The sequence below is a fragment of the Pelatocladus sp. genome (assembly GCF_059505505.1).
Genome location: NZ_JCACKS010000208.1, coordinates 34094 through 53475, shown reverse-complemented (window position 1 = coordinate 53475; position 19382 = coordinate 34094). Strand labels below are relative to the sequence as shown.

The 19382-nt window shown below is 40.5% G+C and carries 21 protein-coding genes and 1 tRNA gene; 10 read left to right on the top strand and 12 right to left on the bottom strand.

Features of this window, described 5'->3' with window-relative positions; genetic code table 11:
* Positions 1-58: 58 nt before the first annotated feature.
* Positions 59-2077, bottom strand: coding sequence for an elongation factor G (gene fusA, locus AC5JMK_RS17490; RefSeq protein ID WP_495910681.1), 2019 nt, complete (start codon positions 2075-2077; stop codon positions 59-61).
* Between the two features lie 765 nt (positions 2078-2842).
* Here fusA and AC5JMK_RS17485 point away from each other — a divergent pair.
* The 3 genes from AC5JMK_RS17485 to AC5JMK_RS17475 all read left to right on the top strand — a co-directional run bounded on the left by AC5JMK_RS17485 (position 2843) and on the right by AC5JMK_RS17475 (position 5187).
* On the top strand, positions 2843-4273 hold the full coding sequence (locus AC5JMK_RS17485) for a form I ribulose bisphosphate carboxylase large subunit (RefSeq protein ID WP_096674294.1): 1431 nt from the start codon (positions 2843-2845) through the stop codon (positions 4271-4273).
* A gap of 104 nt (positions 4274-4377) precedes the next feature.
* Entirely contained in the window at positions 4378-4779 is a 402-nt protein-coding gene (gene rcbX / locus AC5JMK_RS17480) for a RuBisCO chaperone RbcX (RefSeq protein WP_495910680.1), read from the top strand.
* Positions 4780-4851: 72 nt separating this feature from the next.
* Complete coding sequence (locus AC5JMK_RS17475) at positions 4852-5187, top strand: ribulose bisphosphate carboxylase small subunit (protein ID WP_096674298.1); 336 nt, start codon at positions 4852-4854, stop codon at positions 5185-5187.
* 455 nt (positions 5188-5642) lie between these two features.
* Here AC5JMK_RS17475 and AC5JMK_RS17470 read toward each other — a convergent pair whose 3' ends face one another.
* Positions 5643-8450 carry a hybrid sensor histidine kinase/response regulator gene (locus tag AC5JMK_RS17470; protein WP_096674300.1) on the bottom strand — a complete coding sequence of 936 codons (2808 nt, stop codon included), beginning with the start codon at positions 8448-8450 and terminating at the stop codon, positions 5643-5645.
* A gap of 552 nt (positions 8451-9002) precedes the next feature.
* Between AC5JMK_RS17470 and AC5JMK_RS17465 the strand changes: the two genes are divergently transcribed.
* The 5 genes from AC5JMK_RS17465 to AC5JMK_RS17445 all read left to right on the top strand — a co-directional run bounded on the left by AC5JMK_RS17465 (position 9003) and on the right by AC5JMK_RS17445 (position 12496).
* Entirely contained in the window at positions 9003-9479 is a 477-nt protein-coding gene (locus tag AC5JMK_RS17465; protein WP_096674302.1) for a molybdenum cofactor biosynthesis protein MoaE, read from the top strand.
* A 1619-nt stretch (positions 9480-11098) separates the two neighbouring features.
* Positions 11099-11335, top strand: a complete 237-nt coding sequence (locus AC5JMK_RS17460; protein WP_016861589.1) for a DNA-directed RNA polymerase subunit omega — start codon at positions 11099-11101, stop codon at positions 11333-11335.
* A 32-nt stretch (positions 11336-11367) separates the two neighbouring features.
* Positions 11368-11874 carry a hypothetical protein gene (locus AC5JMK_RS17455; RefSeq protein WP_096678738.1) on the top strand — a complete coding sequence of 169 codons (507 nt, stop codon included), beginning with the start codon at positions 11368-11370 and terminating at the stop codon, positions 11872-11874.
* Between the two features lie 99 nt (positions 11875-11973).
* A complete protein-coding gene (locus AC5JMK_RS17450; protein ID WP_495910679.1) occupies positions 11974-12348 on the top strand; it encodes a DUF1818 family protein in 375 nt (124 codons plus the stop codon).
* 74 nt (positions 12349-12422) lie between these two features.
* Positions 12423-12496 (top strand) — tRNA-Pro (locus tag AC5JMK_RS17445).
* Positions 12497-12585: 89 nt separating this feature from the next.
* Here AC5JMK_RS17445 and AC5JMK_RS17440 read toward each other — a convergent pair.
* From AC5JMK_RS17440 to AC5JMK_RS17430, 3 genes are read right to left on the bottom strand one after another with little or no spacing between them, the layout of a single operon-like run.
* Positions 12586-13251, bottom strand: a complete 666-nt coding sequence (locus AC5JMK_RS17440) for a recombinase family protein (protein WP_495910678.1) — start codon at positions 13249-13251, stop codon at positions 12586-12588.
* An 8-nt stretch (positions 13252-13259) separates the two neighbouring features.
* Entirely contained in the window at positions 13260-13472 is a 213-nt protein-coding gene (locus AC5JMK_RS17435; RefSeq protein WP_495910677.1) for a hypothetical protein, read from the bottom strand.
* Positions 13473-13488: 16 nt separating this feature from the next.
* On the bottom strand, positions 13489-13671 hold the full coding sequence (locus AC5JMK_RS17430) for a hypothetical protein (protein WP_495910676.1): 183 nt from the start codon (positions 13669-13671) through the stop codon (positions 13489-13491).
* Between the two features lie 130 nt (positions 13672-13801).
* On the opposite strand from AC5JMK_RS17430, the gene AC5JMK_RS17425 reads away from it, so the two are divergent.
* Complete coding sequence (locus tag AC5JMK_RS17425; protein ID WP_495910675.1) at positions 13802-13978, top strand: hypothetical protein; 177 nt, start codon at positions 13802-13804, stop codon at positions 13976-13978.
* A gap of 310 nt (positions 13979-14288) precedes the next feature.
* On the opposite strand, the gene AC5JMK_RS17420 is transcribed toward AC5JMK_RS17425, so the two are convergent.
* Positions 14289-14789, bottom strand: coding sequence for a hypothetical protein (locus AC5JMK_RS17420; protein ID WP_495910674.1), 501 nt, complete (start codon positions 14787-14789; stop codon positions 14289-14291).
* Positions 14790-15260: 471 nt separating this feature from the next.
* The gene (locus tag AC5JMK_RS17415) at positions 15261-15620 is read right to left on the bottom strand and encodes a hypothetical protein (protein ID WP_495910673.1); all 360 of its coding nucleotides are present in this window, start codon (positions 15618-15620) and stop codon (positions 15261-15263) included.
* Between the two features lie 128 nt (positions 15621-15748).
* Here AC5JMK_RS17415 and AC5JMK_RS17410 point away from each other — a divergent pair, with 128 nt between their 5' ends.
* Positions 15749-16210, top strand: coding sequence for a hypothetical protein (locus AC5JMK_RS17410; RefSeq protein WP_495910672.1), 462 nt, complete (start codon positions 15749-15751; stop codon positions 16208-16210).
* A 64-nt stretch (positions 16211-16274) separates the two neighbouring features.
* Here AC5JMK_RS17410 and AC5JMK_RS17405 read toward each other — a convergent pair whose 3' ends face one another.
* From AC5JMK_RS17405 to AC5JMK_RS17385, 5 genes are read right to left on the bottom strand one after another with little or no spacing between them, the layout of a single operon-like run.
* A complete protein-coding gene (locus tag AC5JMK_RS17405) occupies positions 16275-16442 on the bottom strand; it encodes a hypothetical protein (protein WP_495910671.1) in 168 nt (55 codons plus the stop codon).
* Entirely contained in the window at positions 16442-16861 is a 420-nt protein-coding gene (locus AC5JMK_RS17400) for a hypothetical protein (protein WP_495910670.1), read from the bottom strand. Before AC5JMK_RS17400 ends, AC5JMK_RS17405 begins: the two co-directional genes overlap by 1 nt.
* Before the next feature lie 34 nt (positions 16862-16895).
* Positions 16896-17789, bottom strand: coding sequence for a hypothetical protein (locus tag AC5JMK_RS17395; protein ID WP_495910669.1), 894 nt, complete (start codon positions 17787-17789; stop codon positions 16896-16898).
* Positions 17786-18475, bottom strand: a complete 690-nt coding sequence (locus tag AC5JMK_RS17390; RefSeq protein WP_495910668.1) for a hypothetical protein — start codon at positions 18473-18475, stop codon at positions 17786-17788. The genes AC5JMK_RS17395 and AC5JMK_RS17390 overlap by 4 nt, the downstream gene beginning before the upstream one ends.
* Entirely contained in the window at positions 18475-19047 is a 573-nt protein-coding gene (locus AC5JMK_RS17385) for a hypothetical protein (protein WP_495910667.1), read from the bottom strand. The genes AC5JMK_RS17390 and AC5JMK_RS17385 overlap by 1 nt, the downstream gene beginning before the upstream one ends.
* Between the last annotated feature and the right edge of the window lie 335 nt (positions 19048-19382).

The following is a 19382-nucleotide window of genomic DNA, read 5'->3' as shown; positions in this document are numbered from 1 at the left end:
CATTTAACAGTTAACAGTTTAATTTGATAACTGATAACTGTTAACTGTTAACTGATCCCTATACCTGTCGATATTCGGCAAATTCCATGGAGAAAGTAGCCATTCCTTGAGAAAGCGATCGCAATTCTGTGGAATAACCAAACATCTGGGCTAACGGAACTTCTGCTTGAATGACTACATCGTTGTCTCGTGTCTGCGAACCCAGCAACAAAGCCCGTCGCGATAATAATTTACCCTGAATTCTTCCTACAAACTGGCTTGGGGTTTCCACTTCCAGCAACATCATCGGTTCTAAAATAGTTGGGTTGGCTTTTGCAAAAGCTTCCTCAAACCCAAGTCTTGCTGCAAAACGAAAAGCCATTTCTGAGGAATCAATCGGATGGTGCGAAACACTTTCTAATATTACTTTGACTCCTGTAATTGGATATCCTTTTAGCCATCCTGTTTTCAGGGCATCGATACATCCTTGTTCGCAAGCGGTAATATACTGGGTGGGGATTGCATCGCCAACAACTCGGTTTTCAAAGATAAAAGGTTCTGCACAGGGTTCCAAGCGTCCTCTCACATGGGCGTATTGTCCAGTACCGCCAGTTTGTTTTTTGAGGGTGTAGTCAAAACTTGCAGACTGGTTGATGGTTTCCCGATAGGCTACCGCAGGCGCACTCACATAAACTTCGGCGTGGTATTCTCGTTTCATCCTTTCTAAGTATATTTGCAGATGCAACTCACCCATACCTGACATTAAAGTTTGGTGAGATTCTAGATCTGTGCTGACGTGTAAGGTGGGATCTTCGCGCACAAAACGGTGCAAGGCTTTGGCAATATGATCTATATCTTCTTGGCTTTTGGGGGTGATAGCGATCGCCATTACGGGTTCTGGTACAAATATTCCTTCTAGGGAAAGATTTGTACCAGGGGAACACAAAGTATCGCCTGATGCACATTCAATCCCCATTAACCCAATTATTTCCCCAGCTTCAGCAGAGGTTAATTCTTGTCGCTTATTTACTTCTATTCTTACTAGTCGGTTGATACGGACTTGTTTTTTGGTACGGCTATTGTAAAGGCGATCGCCTTGCTTGAGTGTGCCAGAATAAAGGCGGGTGTAAGTTAGTTGACCAAATTCATCTTCAATTAATTTAAATACTAGTGCTATCACTGATGCTTGTGGTTCGGGATGAACTCGTACTTGTGTGTCGGTCGAGACATTCGTTGCTGCGATCGCGCCTCGTTCGAGAGGAGAAGGTAAATATAATGGGATCGCATCAAGTAAGTTTTGCACACCTTTATTTTTGAACGCCGAACCCATAAACACAGGTGTAAATTCCAAACTCAGAGTTCCCTGACGAATTGTATCCCAAATCATTTGCTTGGGTACTTCTTCAGCAGCTAGCAACTTTGTCATCATTGCTTCTGAATGCATGGATATTTGATCGAGGAGTTTATCCCGTGCAATTTGTGCTTGTGGCTGTAAATTTTCAGAAATGGTTTTTTTCTGCCAGTTTTCGCCATTTTCTCCTGTAAAGTAATTGGCGTTCATCTCGATTAAATCGATCACACCCTCGAATTTATCCTCTAAACCAATTGGTAGTTGTAGCACCACAGGGTTTAAACCAAGTTTTTCTCGCAGTGCATCAACTACACGCCAAGGATTCGCACCTATCCTATCTAATTTGTTGATAAAAGCGATACGTGGCACGCGATAGCGCTTCATTTGCCTATCGACTGTGATGGACTGAGACTGCACACCAGCTACACCACACAGCACCATAATTGCCCCATCCAATACTCGTAGAGAACGTTCTACTTCTATCGTAAAATCTACATGCCCAGGTGTATCAATTAAATTAATTTGTGTGTCGTTCCAAAAACAGGTGATTGCTGCGGAAGTGATTGTAATCCCTTTTTCCCGTTCTAATTCCATGTAATCCATCGTCGCGCCATCACCATCACCACCCACCTCTTCCATCTTGTGGATTTTGCCCGTGTAGTACAAAATTCGCTCAGAAATAGTGGTTTTTCCAGCATCAATGTGGGCGGAAATGCCAATATTGCGAATGTGGCTGCGAGGAATCATGGTAAATGTTCCTAAAGTTGAACTAGGGCAGATAATCTCTAATTTAAAAATAGGTAAAGAATGTGAGGATTTTGTGAGTTGGAAATCGATTTTGCATCGCTGAAACACAGCAAGCGATCGCACAACCGAAAAATCTAACAAAATGTAACAATATTATCTTTGGTAACTTTGTATCAATGTATCAATTATGAGCGATCGCCAGTGGATAAGTACTACTGAGAGTTTTGAGATTGCTTTATATAACTGATAATGAGTTTCTGTAAAGCATATGTAACATAATGTTGAAATGATTCTTTAATAAGAAATTCAAATATAAAAGTTAAAAACTTCCAAAGAATAACTTATTACATTCTTGATATATTGTGAAACAAGTTACAAATTACGTGGTGTGCAATTGCAGTCTTAAGTTCACCACTGCCTTAAGTTAAGAATAAATTTAGGGGAGTGCAAGCAACAGCTAGGTAAATAAAATTTTATTCCTGGAAAAAGGGGAACATAACACCGTACAATAGTGTGTGCCTACAACGCAAGTACACTGGTGAGAAAATTTCCCCAAAATTCTTAGGGGTAAATGTTCCATTACAGACTTATGAAGGTTTCCACCAAATCTCCTAAGTCAAAAAACCACTAACTTTAGTCAAAGACAACCTAAACACATGAAGATGTTCCAAATCTTTTTGTTGTTTGGGGGAAACAGCCAAAGTTAGAGGGGGTTGCACGCGGCGTGGTTTGTAAGTAGAAAGAGTGACTTCTTGGAAGGGAATTATGTCTTACGCTCAAACGAAGACTCAGACAAAATCTGGGTATCAAGCCGGGGTTAAAGATTACAGACTAACTTACTACACCCCAGATTACACACCTAAAGATACAGATATTCTGGCCGCATTCCGGATGACTCCCCAACCTGGAGTTCCCCCCGAAGAAGCAGGTGCTGCTGTGGCGGCTGAGTCTTCCACTGGTACTTGGACTACCGTATGGACTGACTTGCTGACCGACCTAGATCGCTACAAAGGTCGTTGTTACGATATCGAACCCGTTGCTGGTGAGGACAACCAGTACATTGCTTACGTTGCTTATCCTCTAGACTTGTTTGAGGAAGGCTCTGTAACCAATATGTTGACCTCAATTGTCGGTAACGTATTCGGTTTCAAAGCTTTACGGGCGCTGCGTCTGGAAGACTTGCGGATTCCAGTAGCTTATCTCAAGACTTTCCAAGGCCCTCCCCACGGTATCCAAGTTGAGCGTGACAAATTAAACAAATACGGTCGTCCTTTGTTGGGTTGTACGATTAAGCCCAAACTCGGTTTGTCTGCGAAGAACTACGGACGCGCAGTATACGAGTGCTTGCGCGGTGGTTTGGACTTCACCAAAGACGACGAAAATATCAACTCCCAGCCTTTCCAACGTTGGCGCGATCGCTTTCTGTTTGTAGCTGATGCAATTCACAAAGCCCAAGCAGAAACAGGCGAAATCAAAGGTCACTACCTAAACGTTACCGCTCCTACCTGCGAAGAAATGATGAAACGGGCTGAGTTCGCTAAAGAACTCAAAATGCCTATCATCATGCATGACTATTTAACCGCAGGTTTCACCGCCAACACAACTTTGGCTAAGTGGTGTCGCGACAACGGTCTATTGCTCCACATCCACCGAGCAATGCACGCAGTAATTGACCGTCAAAAGAACCACGGTATCCACTTCCGCGTTTTGGCTAAGACTCTGCGGATGTCTGGTGGAGACCATATTCACACTGGTACGGTGGTCGGTAAGCTAGAGGGTGAGCGCGGTATTACAATGGGCTTCGTTGACCTGCTGCGCGAAAACTATGTTGAGCAAGACAAATCTCGTGGTATTTACTTCACTCAAGATTGGGCTTCTATGCCTGGTGTAATGGCTGTTGCTTCTGGTGGTATCCACGTATGGCACATGCCAGCATTGGTAGAAATCTTTGGTGATGATTCCGTACTACAATTCGGTGGTGGTACACTCGGCCACCCCTGGGGTAATGCTCCTGGTGCAACCGCAAACCGTGTTGCTTTGGAAGCTTGTATTCAAGCTCGTAACGAAGGTCGCAACTTGGCTCGCGAAGGTAACGACGTTATCCGTGAAGCTGCTAAGTGGTCTCCTGAGTTGGCTGCTGCTTGCGAACTGTGGAAAGAAATTAAGTTCGAGTTCGAGGCCATGGATACCGTCTGATCTTCAAGTAAAAAGTAAAAAGATAAAAGGTAAAAGAAAATCACTCTTCCTTCTTTTGACTTTTAACTTTTAACTTTTTACTTAATTAGGGGCTGGGGTCAAGCATGAATCTGAAACAAATTGCGAAGGACACAGCCAAGACGCTGCAAAGCTACCTGACTTATCAGGCAGTTAGGACGGTGTTGGCTCAACTCAGTGAAACCAATCCTCCCTTGGCATATTGGCTGCATAAATTTTCTGCACAGGATAAAATCCAGGACGGAGAGGCTTACATTGAAGAACTTTTCCGAGAAAAGCCGGATTTAGCATTGCGGATCATGACAGTCAGAGAACACATAGCGGAGGAAATAACCGAATTCTTGCCGGAAATGGTTCGTGCTGGTATTTTACAAGCCAATATGGAACACCGCCGCCAGCATCTTGAGCGGATAACGCAGTTAAACCAATCCAACCCCAGCGCCGAATCAGAACAGCAAGCAACTTCAGATCAAAACAGTGAACAGTGAACAGTGAACAGTTAACAAACCATAACTGATAACTGAATAACTAATGTCAACCGCAATAATTATCATTTAGCTATGCAAACTCTACCAAAAGAGCGTCGTTACGAAACCCTTTCCTACCTTCCTCCCCTCACCGATGCTCAAATTTCCAAGCAGATTCAATACATTCTGAATCAAGGCTACATTCCAGCGATCGAATTCAACGAATCCTCTGAGCCTACTGTATACTACTGGACATTGTGGAAACTGCCTTTGTTCAGTGCTAGAAGTACTCAAGAAGTGTTGAGCGAAGTACAATCTTGTCGTTCTCAGTATGGCAACTGCTTCATCCGTGTTGTTGGCTTTGACAACATCAAACAGTGCCAAGTTCTCAGCTTTATCGTTCACAAGCCCAGTAGCAGCAGATACTAAAGCTGGTAATACCATTTCTTTGTGAAGACTCATATAAAGAACCCCACCGCCTGCGAACCCCCCTCTGTCCCCCCTTGGCAAGGGGGGATGAAAGGGGGTGGGAGGTTGGGAGGGGTCAAAATAATGTGCAGCTTCACAGAAGAAAATTGGTATAAGCTGTGAGGCATAAGTAGGGAGCATCCCAATTTTTATTTAAAATCCCTGATGACTAAAAGTCGCAGCTACACAAACATAGATGCCCTACGCAGGCTACAATTAGTCCGCGCAGGCGGACTAATTGTAGCCGCGATTTCTAATCGCCAGGTATTTTAAAAATTGGGATGCTCTCCACAGTAAAACGGATCTCGTGGAGATGTCGGGTATGCCTATCTGACAATATTTTCTGTGAATTTAGACGTACGCGATCGCACTCAAGTTGCTCTTTGGGTGCATCAACACCTGCTGATGTAGTATTCCTAAATCATTTGTAATATTTTCAATAATTCCTGTGCAGTATAAGGTTTGGGTAAGAAAACTGTATGGGTTGTCTTGTTATTGAGTAAAATTTGTTCACATGTTGCCAATCCACTGACAGCAATAATACGTAAAAGCGGATTCATTTTTAGCAATGTGTTAATAGTAGTTGTGCCATCCATATTTGGCATCATCATATCTATAATTGCTGCACTGATTTTGTTTTTGTATTGGGCATACTGTGCTACAGCTTCAATACCATCACTAGCAGTTATAACTTTGTAGTTGTGATTTTCTAAAGAAGTTGCTGTAATCTCTCTGACAGCTGCTTCGTCATCTACAACCAAAATCCACTGTCCCTGGCCTCTTGGCATTTCCAAATTTTCTGACGGTGGTTTTGTGTGTGTTTCAACTGCTGGTAAATATACTTGAAATTTTGTACCTTTACCAATAGTACTAGAAACACTAATAAAACCACCATGACCTTTGACAATACCCATGACCGTGGACAGTCCCAGTCCTGTACCTTTTCCAAATTCTTTGGTTGTAAAAAATGGCTCAAAAATTCTGTCTAATAGTTCATTAGAAATGCCGACTCCTGTATCAGCAACTTTGATAATGATATAGGAACCTACTTGTGCATCTAGATGCATTTCGGCATAGTTTTCATCAATGACAATATTATTAGCAGAAATTGTTAAAGTTCCACTTGCAGACATTGCATCACGAGCATTAAGACACAAGTTCATTAGTACTTGATGCAGTTGGGTACTATCTCCACAAACATTCCACAAATCTGATTGAATTTCGGTGTTGACAGTAATTGATTTGGGAAATGTTTGTTCAACGATTTGCTTCATTTCCAAAATCAGGTGCTTGACTTGCAAAACAGTGCGATCGCCTTCTATTCCTCTGGCAAATGATAGTACTTGCTTCACTAAATTTGCACCACGTTTGGCATTATTTTCTACTATTGATAAGATTTGGCGATCGCGTCGATCTTGGCATTTCATTTGCAGCAGTTGTACCGACATCAAAATTGGTGACAGGACATTATTTAAATCATGAGCTATACCACTAGCAAGAGTACCAATACTCTCCATGCGTTGAGCGCGTAGAAATTGTTTTTCTAGTTGTTTCTTTTGAGTGATATCAGTGTCAACAACAAGGATAGATTTTGGTTGGTGATGCTCATCTTTTACCAGTGTCCAACGACTTTCAACAATGATTTGTTTGCCATATTTACTAATTTTTTGTAATTCACCCTGCCAAAAACCAGATTCTAAAACTGTGTTATGAATTTCTCGTAGTAGTGATAATGGTTCGTTAAATAAAAGCTCGTCAGCATACTTACCTATAGCTTCTTCTAATCGCCAGCCGTAAAGGTTTTCTGCACTCTTATTCCACAGTAAAATCTGATGAGATAAATCTCTGAGGATTATGGCATCAGTGGCGATATCTAATAATGCTGCTTGTTCGCGGATTTGTTGTTCTACTTGTTTGCGCTTTGTGATATCCTCAAAAATATATAAACGTCCAAAATATTGATTATTGGCATCACGAACTTGAGTTGATAACCGTCGCACAGTCCGTCCATCGGTAAATAAAATTTCGTCTTCAACAACACATTGGTTGTCTTCGCTTTGCAAAGGTTTACAGGACTCGGCAAAAGCAGGAATATCTAATATTAATTGCAAGCAATCAGGAATGATATCTTGATTTTTTAATTGGCGACGTTCCATCAATGGTTTGAGGTGTTGGATACCCCAAATTTCACAAAAGCGATCGTTAAAATACAGGATATTATCTGTAAAATTATCTACAACATAAAATGCTAGTGGTGCAACCCTTGTCATAGAACGTAATAAGGCTTCTTGCCAACGGAGATGTTCTTCGGCAAGTTTGCGCTCAGTAATGTCTTCTACTACATAAGCAAATTGTGAAGTGCAACCGCAACATGCAGCAATTGATGAAACTGTACTTCTCAGCCATTTTTTACCTTGGGGATGGTTGTAAGCGTATTCAAAGCTGACAGGTAATTTAGTATATTCAGCTTCACGATAATAATTAATCCACTCATTTACAAACTCTTGCGGGATACCTAACTCAGTAGCAAAACGATTTTGCATCACTTCTGGAGTCAGTCCAAAAAATTTGGCACTAGTGGCATTATCAGAAATATGCACAATATCATCACCTTGAAGTTCCACGACTCCCATCATCATGGGCGCACTGTCAAAGAAACTACGGAGAGTACATTCACTGTGCTGTAGTGCTATTTGTGACTGTTTATATTCAGTCTTGATACTGGCTAATTCGGAGAGATTTCGCCGTAACTCTAATTGCCTAATAACTAAGCGGCCAATAGCCTGTAGTGCTTCTATTTGGTTTGAGGTAATCTCACGAGGAACATGATCGACTATACATACAGTCCCAACGGCTTCTCCCTCTGGTGCTAACAAAGGCACACCAGCATAAAATCGTACGTATGGTTCTGAAGTCACTACAGGTGAAGTGGCAAATCGTTCATCGGCAAAAGTATCTGGAATAACTAAAATATCACGTGATTCTACGCAAAAAGGGCAAAATCCGATCTCTTTGGGCATTTCTTCTACAGACAGTCCCACCTTGGCTTTGAACCATTGACGTTTGGCATCAATGAGATTAATCAAAGCGATCGGTGTTTGGCAAATCTGAGTCGCTAAAAATGCCAAATCATCAAAGACTTGTTCTGGTAGAGTGTCTAGAATTTGATACTCATGAAGAGCTTCAAGCCTCTTCACTTCATCATTAGGCACTAAAGTTTTCATGAGATATTTTCCCACTATTACTGATTTACGGCTTACCTTCTTGCAAAATGCTGTTTTTGAAATGACTAAAGTAGGGCGGTAAGAAATGAAAGAGGGAGATCAGTCATGAGTGTCTTTGCAAGCGCCATAGATAAATAACCCAACGGGAATTTGCTTGCTGATACTAAGTGATTACTTTAGCTGATATATAGGTCAAGTTACTGTTTAGTCATCTAAAATAAAGGATAATTAGCCAACTTTGTCACTTAACCTATAGTAATATGCCTTAAGGAAGATGACAAAATAATAAACTAAATTGAGTAATAATACTTAAAAAGTTGCAAATTTGTGCATTATGTAAGCATTTTTTTTATAGATGAATTTTGTCCGAAGCTGACACATGCTCGCAAATATGGGACTTTAGATGAAAATAAGCTCGTATCAATAAATCTTCAGCATCAAAATTTAGTGTTCAGTAGTTAGGGCGTTGGGCATTGGTTATTCTCCGCGTGTCCCCATGTCTACCTGCTCCCTTGTCCCAATCCCCAATCCCCAATCCCCAATCCTATTGCTATGACAACAACATTTGCTTTTCCCATCAAACCAAAATCTGAAGATAGCTTTGCCATTACCTTTGCACCATTGCTAGTTGAGGAAGTCTATCAATTAGCTAGCGATCCAGCAAATGGAGCAATAGTGGTGATGAGTGGTACTGTTCGCAATCAAACTGATGGAAAACCAGTGATTGCCCTAGAATACCAAGCTTATGAACCAATGACTTTGCGAGTTTTCTATCAAATTGCTACCGAGATTCGGCAAAAGTGGACTGATGTAAATCGTGTAGTTATCCACCATCGCATTGGACATTTGCAAATTGGTGAAATTAGTGTTTTGGTAGCAGTGGGTTGTCCTCATCGCTCGGAGGCCTTTGAAGCTTGTCGCTATGCGATCGACACTCTCAAACACAATGCTCCTATTTGGAAAAAGGAGCATTGGCAAGATGGTTCTAGTAGTTGGGTGAATATTGGTGCTTGCGAACAAAACTGCTGAGGTAAAACATAGTTCGTTCTATTGGCTTGCAAAAGTGTTCACTCCATGTCCACATAATCAATACAGCTACGACAAAACTCTGTTTTCTCAACTTGATAAAACTAAGCTATCAGTATTAGACTTTTTTGTTTTCAGATAAAACTCTTATAATTTCCTTATGATTATCAACTAAATTTATTAAATACATAATTATTTTCGGTCAAGATTCCTCTCTCCTATGCCAACAGGGGGGATTTTTATAGCAATTAACTTGCCTGCAAGTGCCTATAAAACCCTTAGAACTTCCTTACTCTGATTGAGTAAGCTTATTGAGATTAGGTCTGATGTTACTTGTTGCTTGACCTGTCACATCTTCAACATTGCAAACTTATTCCCTCCTATATTTTTATGGGAGGGAATTTCTTATTTCTAGCATGAAATTGCTCCCTTATGCGCTCGGTTTTCATTTCAAGTTTTTACTACTGCTAAAATTCTTTGGTGATGATCTTTTCCTCATTGAGGGGTTAGGGGTATGAGGGGGCTGCCACTGCAATCATTAATGGCATTAAATACATATAATCTTTGTTATTGATGACTCCTATCTAGGAGTGATTGAAGCGATCGCGTATACGGAACTCACTACGATCGCTTTTTTTTTACAATAATTGCAATAATTAATCAAAAACACCTAATGCTGTAAACTCTGCCTCATAAAATTACCTTGATATCTGTCGTCAGCTAGAAAAAGCAGCAGGCGATCGCACTCATCTATTGATCGTTAGTGACAATATTAATTAATCGCGTAGCTACAGATACAAAATAGTTTTCAAAAAATGTACATAATCGCGTTAATAAGAATAATGTCGTAGTTATAAAACCACGACATTTGAGGAATAATGCCTTCTAATCTAAGTTAAGGGATGTTTCGATAAACAAGTTTATCTATCCGTCAAATATTATCTGAATTTTTCAGATAATAAACATCTACCAATTGGTTAGTAAAATATTAAATAATTGTGTAGCAATGCACACAAAATAATTAAAGTTGAATCAAATCGTAAAAATTCTACTAAATCAAGTTTTACGAACAGAGATAGCTGAGAACAAATAACTTATTTGATTTCAATACCAAGAATTGCCTGAAAAACTGAAAAATACCGTCGCGATCGCAAAATCACAACGGTAGAAACAACAATGCCTTTGTTAGGGTCATAGACCTCAAGTATTATGATTGTTTTTTGAAAAAGAATGTATCTATCTGTTGACTAATAAAATTATTAAATAATAATGTAGTCATAGATACGAACTAATTTTAAAAGGCAAGATCAAAGCCAATACTGCTCGAATAAAACAAATTTATAGCATTCCTAAATCATTAGTGAAAGACAAGATCCCCGACTTTGCAAGAGTTGTCGAGGATCTAAGCTCTGAGATTTTCACAAATCATATACGATTGCGATATTGACATTTAGTACTGCAATGTTTCTGCTAAATTATTCCCAAAAATTTACAAATACCTGGCGACGATCAGTCGCAGCTACACAAACCAACTGTGCTTACCGTCGGGGAACGCAGACTTAGTTTATCGTTAATATCTGACAATACTGCTAAACTAAGAAAGACCCAAAGAACCAGTAAATATGCTAAAGCGTTCTAAATTCGAGACAACCCCAACCCAAATCATGCATCGTGCGGAAGATTTGATTAGTGCAGCTTCAAATCGTTACCGCATTACGGTTCAGGTGGCAAATCGCGCTAAACGTCGGCGTTACGAAGACTTCGAGAGTAACGATGATATGATGATGAAGCCAGTGTTAAGAGCAATTATTGAGATGTCAGACGAACTGACTCAACCAGAAATTATCGGAGAAGTATAGATAAATGAGTTTTTAGTAAGGTGTGGCGTACTATGCTTAAGCTTTGGCAAGCATTATTTACTCCCCACTATTTTAGGGGGGTGGGGTTGATTTTAGTGTTAGGTATATTCTGTTTAAGCTTAGATCAAAACCAATCTATCTATGCTAATTTACTTTCCACTTCACCTGCCTATGCTCAAAATGTTAGATCAGGTGATGTTTGGCAGCAGGTGTATGAACAACTACCTGATTTACCAAAAGAAAACCAGTACATCAGCAAAGAAACAGGGAAAGTCGCCGAAAACAATACCCTAGTTAGTCGTCTGATTCAGTATCACGTCTATCTCAAAGGACGTGCGCCAAATTATCGGCTAGATTGGAAATTGACTTTGGCTGATTACCTGAATGCCAACGAAGTCATGTACGATTCATCCTATCCAGGTCATGACACTTTAAAGAAAAATCCCTTTCAAAGCGATCGCGCTGCTATTCGTCGTCTCACCCGCAAGCAACGAAATGCTTTAGTGCAAGCATTAGTTAATGCTTACAGCCAAAATTAGGTTAGTGGTTAAGGCAACAGTATAGAGAATGTGTAGCTAATTTTGTTTAGATACTTAGTTAGTAGACAATAATCACTACTACTAACTACTAACTCATGTATGGAACGTGTCATCAAAAGTGGATCTGGTTGGCGTATTGGTTGGAATCCATCAGCGCCAGAGTTTAAGGGTTTAGTGGGTACAGATGATTGGGCGATCGAATTAACGCAAGCAGAGTTAAATGATTTTTGTCGGCTACTGTTGCAGTTAGCAGACACAATGCAGCAGATAAAATCAGAATTAATGGATGAAGAAAAAATTGCTTGTGAAGCCGAAAGTGATTTGTTGTGGATGGAAGTAGAAGGTTATCCCCACGCTTACAGTTTGTGCTTTATTCTGAACACAGGTCGTTGTGCAGAAGGCAAGTGGAACGCTGCTGCTGTTGGGGGTTTATTGCAAGCTGCGGGAATGCTGAAAGTTTTTTCAGTAGACTAGTTGATTATTCCAGGGCTTCTTGTTAAAATCATTGGGTTGACTAAAACAATTCAAATTTTATGAATTGTTATGTCCGGGGCGTAGCGCAGCTTGGTAGCGCGCCACTTTGGGGTAGTGGAGGTCGTGGGTTCAAATCCCGCCGCTCCGATTGACTAACGAATAAACGTATACCTACTAAATATAAGTGTGGTGTAAATGTAGACTTAAGAGCGATTTAGCTATAAAAGTTTACATTAATTAAGCCAGCTTGCTCCTGTTCAGAATATCGTGGATACTACTAGCTTTCCATGTCTTCCCTCCTCTGTTCATCAATTGTTGTGCATTAAGGTATCCCGCTATAGCTTGATATGATTTACCTTCAATCCGTAACGACTGCATTAGAGTCACTATTTCTATTTCTTCGTCGCAATCTTCAAGAAACCCATCTGTAAGCTTGTAACCATAAGGCACTTTACCGAGATGCTTTCCCTGACGTCTAGCAGCCGCTAGAGCAGACTTAGTACGCTCAATGGTGGATTCTACCTCCCATTGGGCTACCGAGCCTAGAACGTTAATTATGAGCCGTCCATTAGCTGTTTTCGTATCCAGGAGATCGCTAACTGAAATGAGAGTATATTTCGTTGCGAAGTAGTTTTGAATTAGGTGACACAAATCTTTAACATTACGTGTTAGCCTATCCAGCTTAAAGATAATGACACCCTCAGCCTCATCATTTTCTAAAGCTGTTAACGCCTTATCGAGCGCAGGTCTATTAATGTTTTTACCTGTTAAACCGTGGTCATAACAGAAATCAACAAGTTCGTGTCCATAAAGCTGGCAGTACTCCTTAATTTTTTCTTCCTGCACCTCTTTCGTTAACTGCTGCCCGAAAGTCGATGCTCTCCCGTAACCTATAAGTTTCATAAGACCTCCTATGCAACCTGTAATTGTTGGTTAACTGACATCCAACAGGTGCGTCCATACCAGCTTGAGTTTTCAGAAAGTACGTCGCAACTGCTGTTGAAATCTTTAAGCTCGTAGTGTGTCTTGGCATAGAAGAATAGGTCGCATAATCCAGTTATGAAATCCAGCACGACTAGTGCTACAAAACCTAGAACTATTGTGGTTATTAGTGTGGTCAACATTTGTGTGTCTCCTTAATCAGTCTGTGGTTGTCCATTGCCGAAGGACGTTGTTTGTTTCGTCGATTTGATTTTCGAGAATCGTAAGTTCATCGTGTAGTGCAGCAACTTGTTGGACTACTAGATTGAAGTGGAACTCGAATTCTTGGATATTTTCTTTGGCTAGCTGAATTTTGTTTCTGATTCGTTCTATACGTGCCATCTGTGAACCTCTCTCTTTCCTTATATCCCTAGTATACCTCGGTTTACTAAGGAATATATAAAGAAATGTGACAACAATAAACCAGTTATCCGTGGTATACTAAAGTAAACTGAGGCAGGAGTACATCATTATGAGAGACGCAAAAGGCAGGTTTGCACCTAAAGAGGGCAGTTTAGCTAAGGTTCCGGTGAGTTTTAAGGTGACGAAAGAGCAACGAGAATGGTTGGATGCTCACCCAGAAGTCGATATAAAAGATTATTTAAGGAGGGCATTAGATGCCGTAATTGAGGGAAAACAGGCAGCCTGAGTTTTGAAGATGATGAACTCAGGCAGTTCACCGAAGACCTAAAAGAAGAGGTGATGTCCAGGTTATCGCCAAGTTCAAAAAAGCTGATTGCACGCCGAATAAACGAAGCACTCGAAAAAATATTAGCCAGACGCCACAGCAACGGCGAATAAGAAGAAATCCCTCTAGCACACCAACCAGAGGGACTTATTTTTTGACTGAGATTGAAGGTATTGAGACACTCGGTAGACGTGGCACGAAGTTCATAAAGTAGAGCATTTGGTGGAAGAAAACAGCTACGAATGCGTAGACTATTATCTTCTCAATAATGTTATCGAACAGGTTCAGGTACTTTGAAGTACTCGTAGGGGGTTTGACCTTGGGACTTGAGGTAGTTGATTGTCCCTGGTTGGAGATTGTCGATAATTCGATAGATAGCTTCTCTTTCTGCTCTTTCAAAAGCTGTTCCAAGAAAGTTGGCTGTCTCTTGTTCCTTTTGGTTGAAGTACTCTACGATATCATCCCTTTTTTCACGTTGGTAGAGGTCGATTACGTCTCGATAACTAAATCCTATCTGTTTCAGTACACTATCGAGTTGTTCGTAAGATACAAATTTAATATTTAGTGTCTCAGCCATAGCTTGACCTTTCTCGTAGGTACTCATCTTTGGTGTCTCACCTGGAAGTGCCAATGAGCTAGGAAATAAATACTTATCCAACTCAGTAACTTGTTCATCTGATAAAACATCAGTCCATCCTTTAGCTTTAACGTACCCATCTATCGCACCTAAAGGAACATTTTTCTGAATACAATATTCTTCGATGTCCATCACTAATCAATCCTCTTGTTATTTTCAATTTTGCAGAATTCAGTGTAAGTAAAAGTACTCAAATAGTCCTTATTGGATTTGAGTAAGTGACGTACAACCTTAAGGCGTAACTTAATAGTTTCAACCATTAACTTCGCGATCACCCAGCACTGGTATTTTGTTAGCGGCATAGACCTAATTCTTATGTTGTCTATTTTTGGGTACGCCGTTCTGTAATCCATAATGTTTCCGAATGCGAGCTTGTCATACACTTGGATCGTTACTTCGGAAATTTGAAGCTTGTGTGCAAGTTGGACTTTTGGAGTCATTATTTCAAGCTGATCCGTCGTAAAACTTGACATTCCATCCGTTATTTTCATGCTTTTAAGGTTTTACTTTAGTCTCGCTTTAGCCCTTATACACTTGCTTTAGTTTACTCTTTAGTCTTAACAAGTCACTGTAGTTTACAGTTGAGGCTAAATTAAAATGAAATATCTAAAAGCTAAATGAAACTTTTGTGTCTTTAGTGGAAAACATTTTGAATGAGAATTTATCCTTATACCCATCACTTGCAATTAGTTTCGCTTCAACACCTTTGTATGTGTACTTGAGCGATTCAACTAACAACTTCTGTAGTACCCAACATTGGTATTTTGTTAGCGGCAGTACTGTCAAATGTTTGTGATCTATTATTGGGTATTCATCACAGTACTCGTTCAAATATTTCATTGCTAGCTTGTCATATTTTTGAATTGTTGCTCTCGTGGTTTGCATCAATCCTGCTACCGTTGTCTTGCTTGTTGTCTCTTCTAGCTGCTCAGTAGAGAAACTTACTATGCCTTCTAAGGTCTTCATTTGCTTTAATCTACTCTTATATCATTAGTATACTGCTATGCAGCATCCATATGTAAAACATATACAACAATATACATTCAGCACACGGTGTACCTACTTTGCGGTACGCTTCATCAGGAGAGGTTGATATGGAAGTAGCTTTTGGGAAAGTCGGAGACATAAGCGTTGATAGTCCAGATTGGTTTATGTGGCTTGCCGGTCAAAAGTCCTTCAGAGCAATTGAATCAAGTGGCGAATGCACATTTACAAAATCCAATGGGTACTGGCTCGCCAAGAAGTGTGTAGGTGGTCGTAGGCGACAGATGAATATAGGTGCGAATGCCAAAGTAACCCGTGCGGCGATTAGAGAAGCTTGCCACAATCTGAACCTGAGCGATGCTGGATGGTACGAGTTTTTGGTCTGCCTCAAAAAAGCGAAAGAAGTTGTGGTGAAAACCCAAGTTCACCACGAGAACGAAAATTTTTTGGCTGCCGTAAAAAATCTGGAGCGAATCCAAGCACTAGCACAAAGTCGTGGTGAAGATTTGATTGCTAGAGAACTGAAGGAAGCTATCAAAGAAGTCCAACAGTTAAAACCCCCAGTTGGGTAGGTAACCAGGGGTCTCGTATGTGTACGTAAAAAGGAAATACTTCACATTACCATATACGTTTTGATTATACTTCGATTTCTTCAATACTACCCGCTACATCAGAATGCACATCGTGTACACTTCTGTAACGTATCAACCAACTGGATTTTAGGTTTAAGGGATTGGTAGAATCCCTGTACGGTGGAGGTGGTTGAGAGATTGCCCATTTGTTATCGATTTTTTGGTAGTTCATTATGCCAGTGAAGATTTGATGTCTAAAGATGTTGTTGGTGTTGCACCATTGGTTAGCTGTACACGAACGTACCTAAGAATTATGTCTGCTTCCACTAACGTAGCCACAGTTGAGGCACTAACAGATGCTGTCTTGGTTGTCCTCCAATTAGTGCTACCGTCTGCACTTTGCTGGATTACAAACCCACTAGCTGCACTGGCTTGGTCATTGAAAGCTATTGCTCTGAACTTTGTGTAACGACCTAGTGTGTCTCGCGCCGTACCACTAAACACGCCACCGTTACCCAAGTTAGACGTACTGTCTGCATAGTATTGTGTCTTCAAAGGTACGTTCAGCCGTGCGTTAGAGATTAAGTTATCCTCAAATACCGGAATCATCTGATATTCGTCTGATTTAATCGAAAAATTGTTAGAACTCATGACTATCCTTTAAAATTTGTACAATTGCCCACCACTACTGGCGATACCGTTTATGTATTAAGTCCTGTCTGCCTATTTGTTGTAATTGTTTATCGTAGAACCCTTTGTTAAATCTATCCCAGATAAGCGCTACACCATCCACAGTGGCGTAATTCTCACCTTCTTTTGATATCTGTAATATTTCGTCTACAACTCTTATCCTGTGGTCAGTATCTTGTTCTGAGACACCCCATATTCCTTTCAATTGTGTGGCTTCTGGAATATTGGATTGATCAATGTCGTAGTACATTTGTGGTTGGGATATACTACCTTGTTTAGGCAGTATGCCATAGTAGCTAGCGAAAGCAAGTAACTGTTGTCTATTAACTAAACCAGGGTCTTTAGAGTTTTGGAATTTAGAGCCGAATTGTTTTTCGATGCGAGATAGTATCTGGTTGTGTTCAGGTGTAAGTTGTAATTCAGCGTTATTTGGATTAAACGTCTGTGCATACTGCTGGAATCCCTCATCATCACCGGCTTTATTAATGAGACGGTGGACATTAAGAGGGTCATACCCTAGTTCAGCAGGTGTAACTACTTCGCCGGTCAGGACATCATCAGCTAATGTACCATCATAACGGTTAGGGTTAATCCCTAATGCCGCTCTAGCCTGCGCTTTCATTTGCCCCTGGATGTAGCGCTGATGGTAGTCGCTTAATTCATTTGGGTTAGCAGCCATAAGGGTCTGTGACCGCTCATCCCAGTACGCTCCATCAACTGTGACATGCGGCTTACTGGTGTACACAGTGGGTGTGTTGTCATAGACGTAATCAGTATCTGTGTTGTCTTCTCTTTCATCATTTCGCCAATTACCTGCATAGACGTTTGATGATGGGACATACACCCGCTCTCCATCACTATCTGTAATCCAACCTTCTTGTGGTGTCATTTAACTAGCTCCTCAATAAACTTTTCTTGCTCAACAGACACCCCTATATTCGGTACTATGACTGGTTTGTCTTTGAGTCTGGTTTGCTTTTCGCTGTACCGCTCTATAGCCTGTGCTGCTACATCATGGATTGTTAGCTGATATCTGTTTGCTGTATGTTCCAGCTTCTCTACCAACGAAACTGGTAGCTCAACCTGGATAGCTTTCTTATGTCCAGCACGCCTACCATCACCTGAACGCATTACTGGTGTGTCATTAATAATATTGTCTCCAAGTTGGATAAACTTCTGTGCATACTCACGATGCACTTGGGTGTATAAATCCCTATGCTCATTATCAACCACTATACTTTTGTGTATTGGATGTGTGGTTGTATACGAATACCAGCAACTCTTCTGTTTAAATTCAGGTATAGCTGGATTTAGTGTCTCAATATCACCTATGAAGTCCTGGAATATAGTTGTTACAACTTCAGCCTTACGTTTAGCTATCTGCCTATTTATGGCGTTCTGCTTTTGAAAGCTTGGCTTATCTGTAGCTTTCAGTCCCTCAATAAGTTTCTTATGGTGGTCATCCTCCCATAAGGTATTGAATATCTCAGACACACGTGATGGTATCTCAAAAGCACTGATTACAGTAGGTTCAGCTTCTGGTTTTTCATCCGCAAAGTAATTATGAAATCCCATTACACTTTCCCCCTTATAATTTCGTTTACTAACTCAGTCAGCTTAGGCATAAGTAATTTTATGATTGCGTTCTCCTGTGCAGCTACGACAGCTTGTAGTTGTTCCTCGGTTAGATTTGCGTATTGATTAACTAACGCTGTATTTAACGTGCTTACAGTGCGATTAGCTTCAACTAAATTCTCTTGCTGTATTCGCTTTGCTTCATAATGTCCTGCTAACAACGTGTTGGTCATCTTACGAGTAGCCTGCTTTTCCTCCCATATCTGTGATGCTTCTAATGCACACATCACTACCCCGTCTACCCTAATCTTTTGTGTAGTCGGTATGTTTTTATATGGGTTAGTATTATTCTTTCCTACTTCTTTCTGATAACGATGAAGCACTTCTTCAGGTATACGAGCATCTCGACTACCTACCATGAGGTTTGGCATAACTGCTGGTAATGGGTGTTCATGATATCTCTCTCGCATACGTAATAGTAACTCTTCATTACTTTCAGTACGCACTACACCTTTACCTTCTACAAACCTACCTGCTACATCTGGATGCGTATCGTGTGGCTGAGGATTCACTATATATTGCTTACGTTTTACTCTATTAGTATTATTCTGTAATACTTCTTCATTGCTATCAGAAGTGATATAAGCCCCCGCCATGTCATTATCTAGCTCATCAGAGCATATGGCTGATACGCCTGTGTACTCTCTACTTCCACCTGTGGAATGGTCTCTCATAATACTATTTATATTAAGTTATTAGTACTATTATCCCTACTCTCTCCTGTTGTTGGTGGAGTCCTCTACCTATCCTTAACCTTATTATTTACACATATTTGAGCATATTCGTGACATACGAATGAGAATGGTTATCATATTTTTTAGTATCATCTTACTTAAGATGGACATAC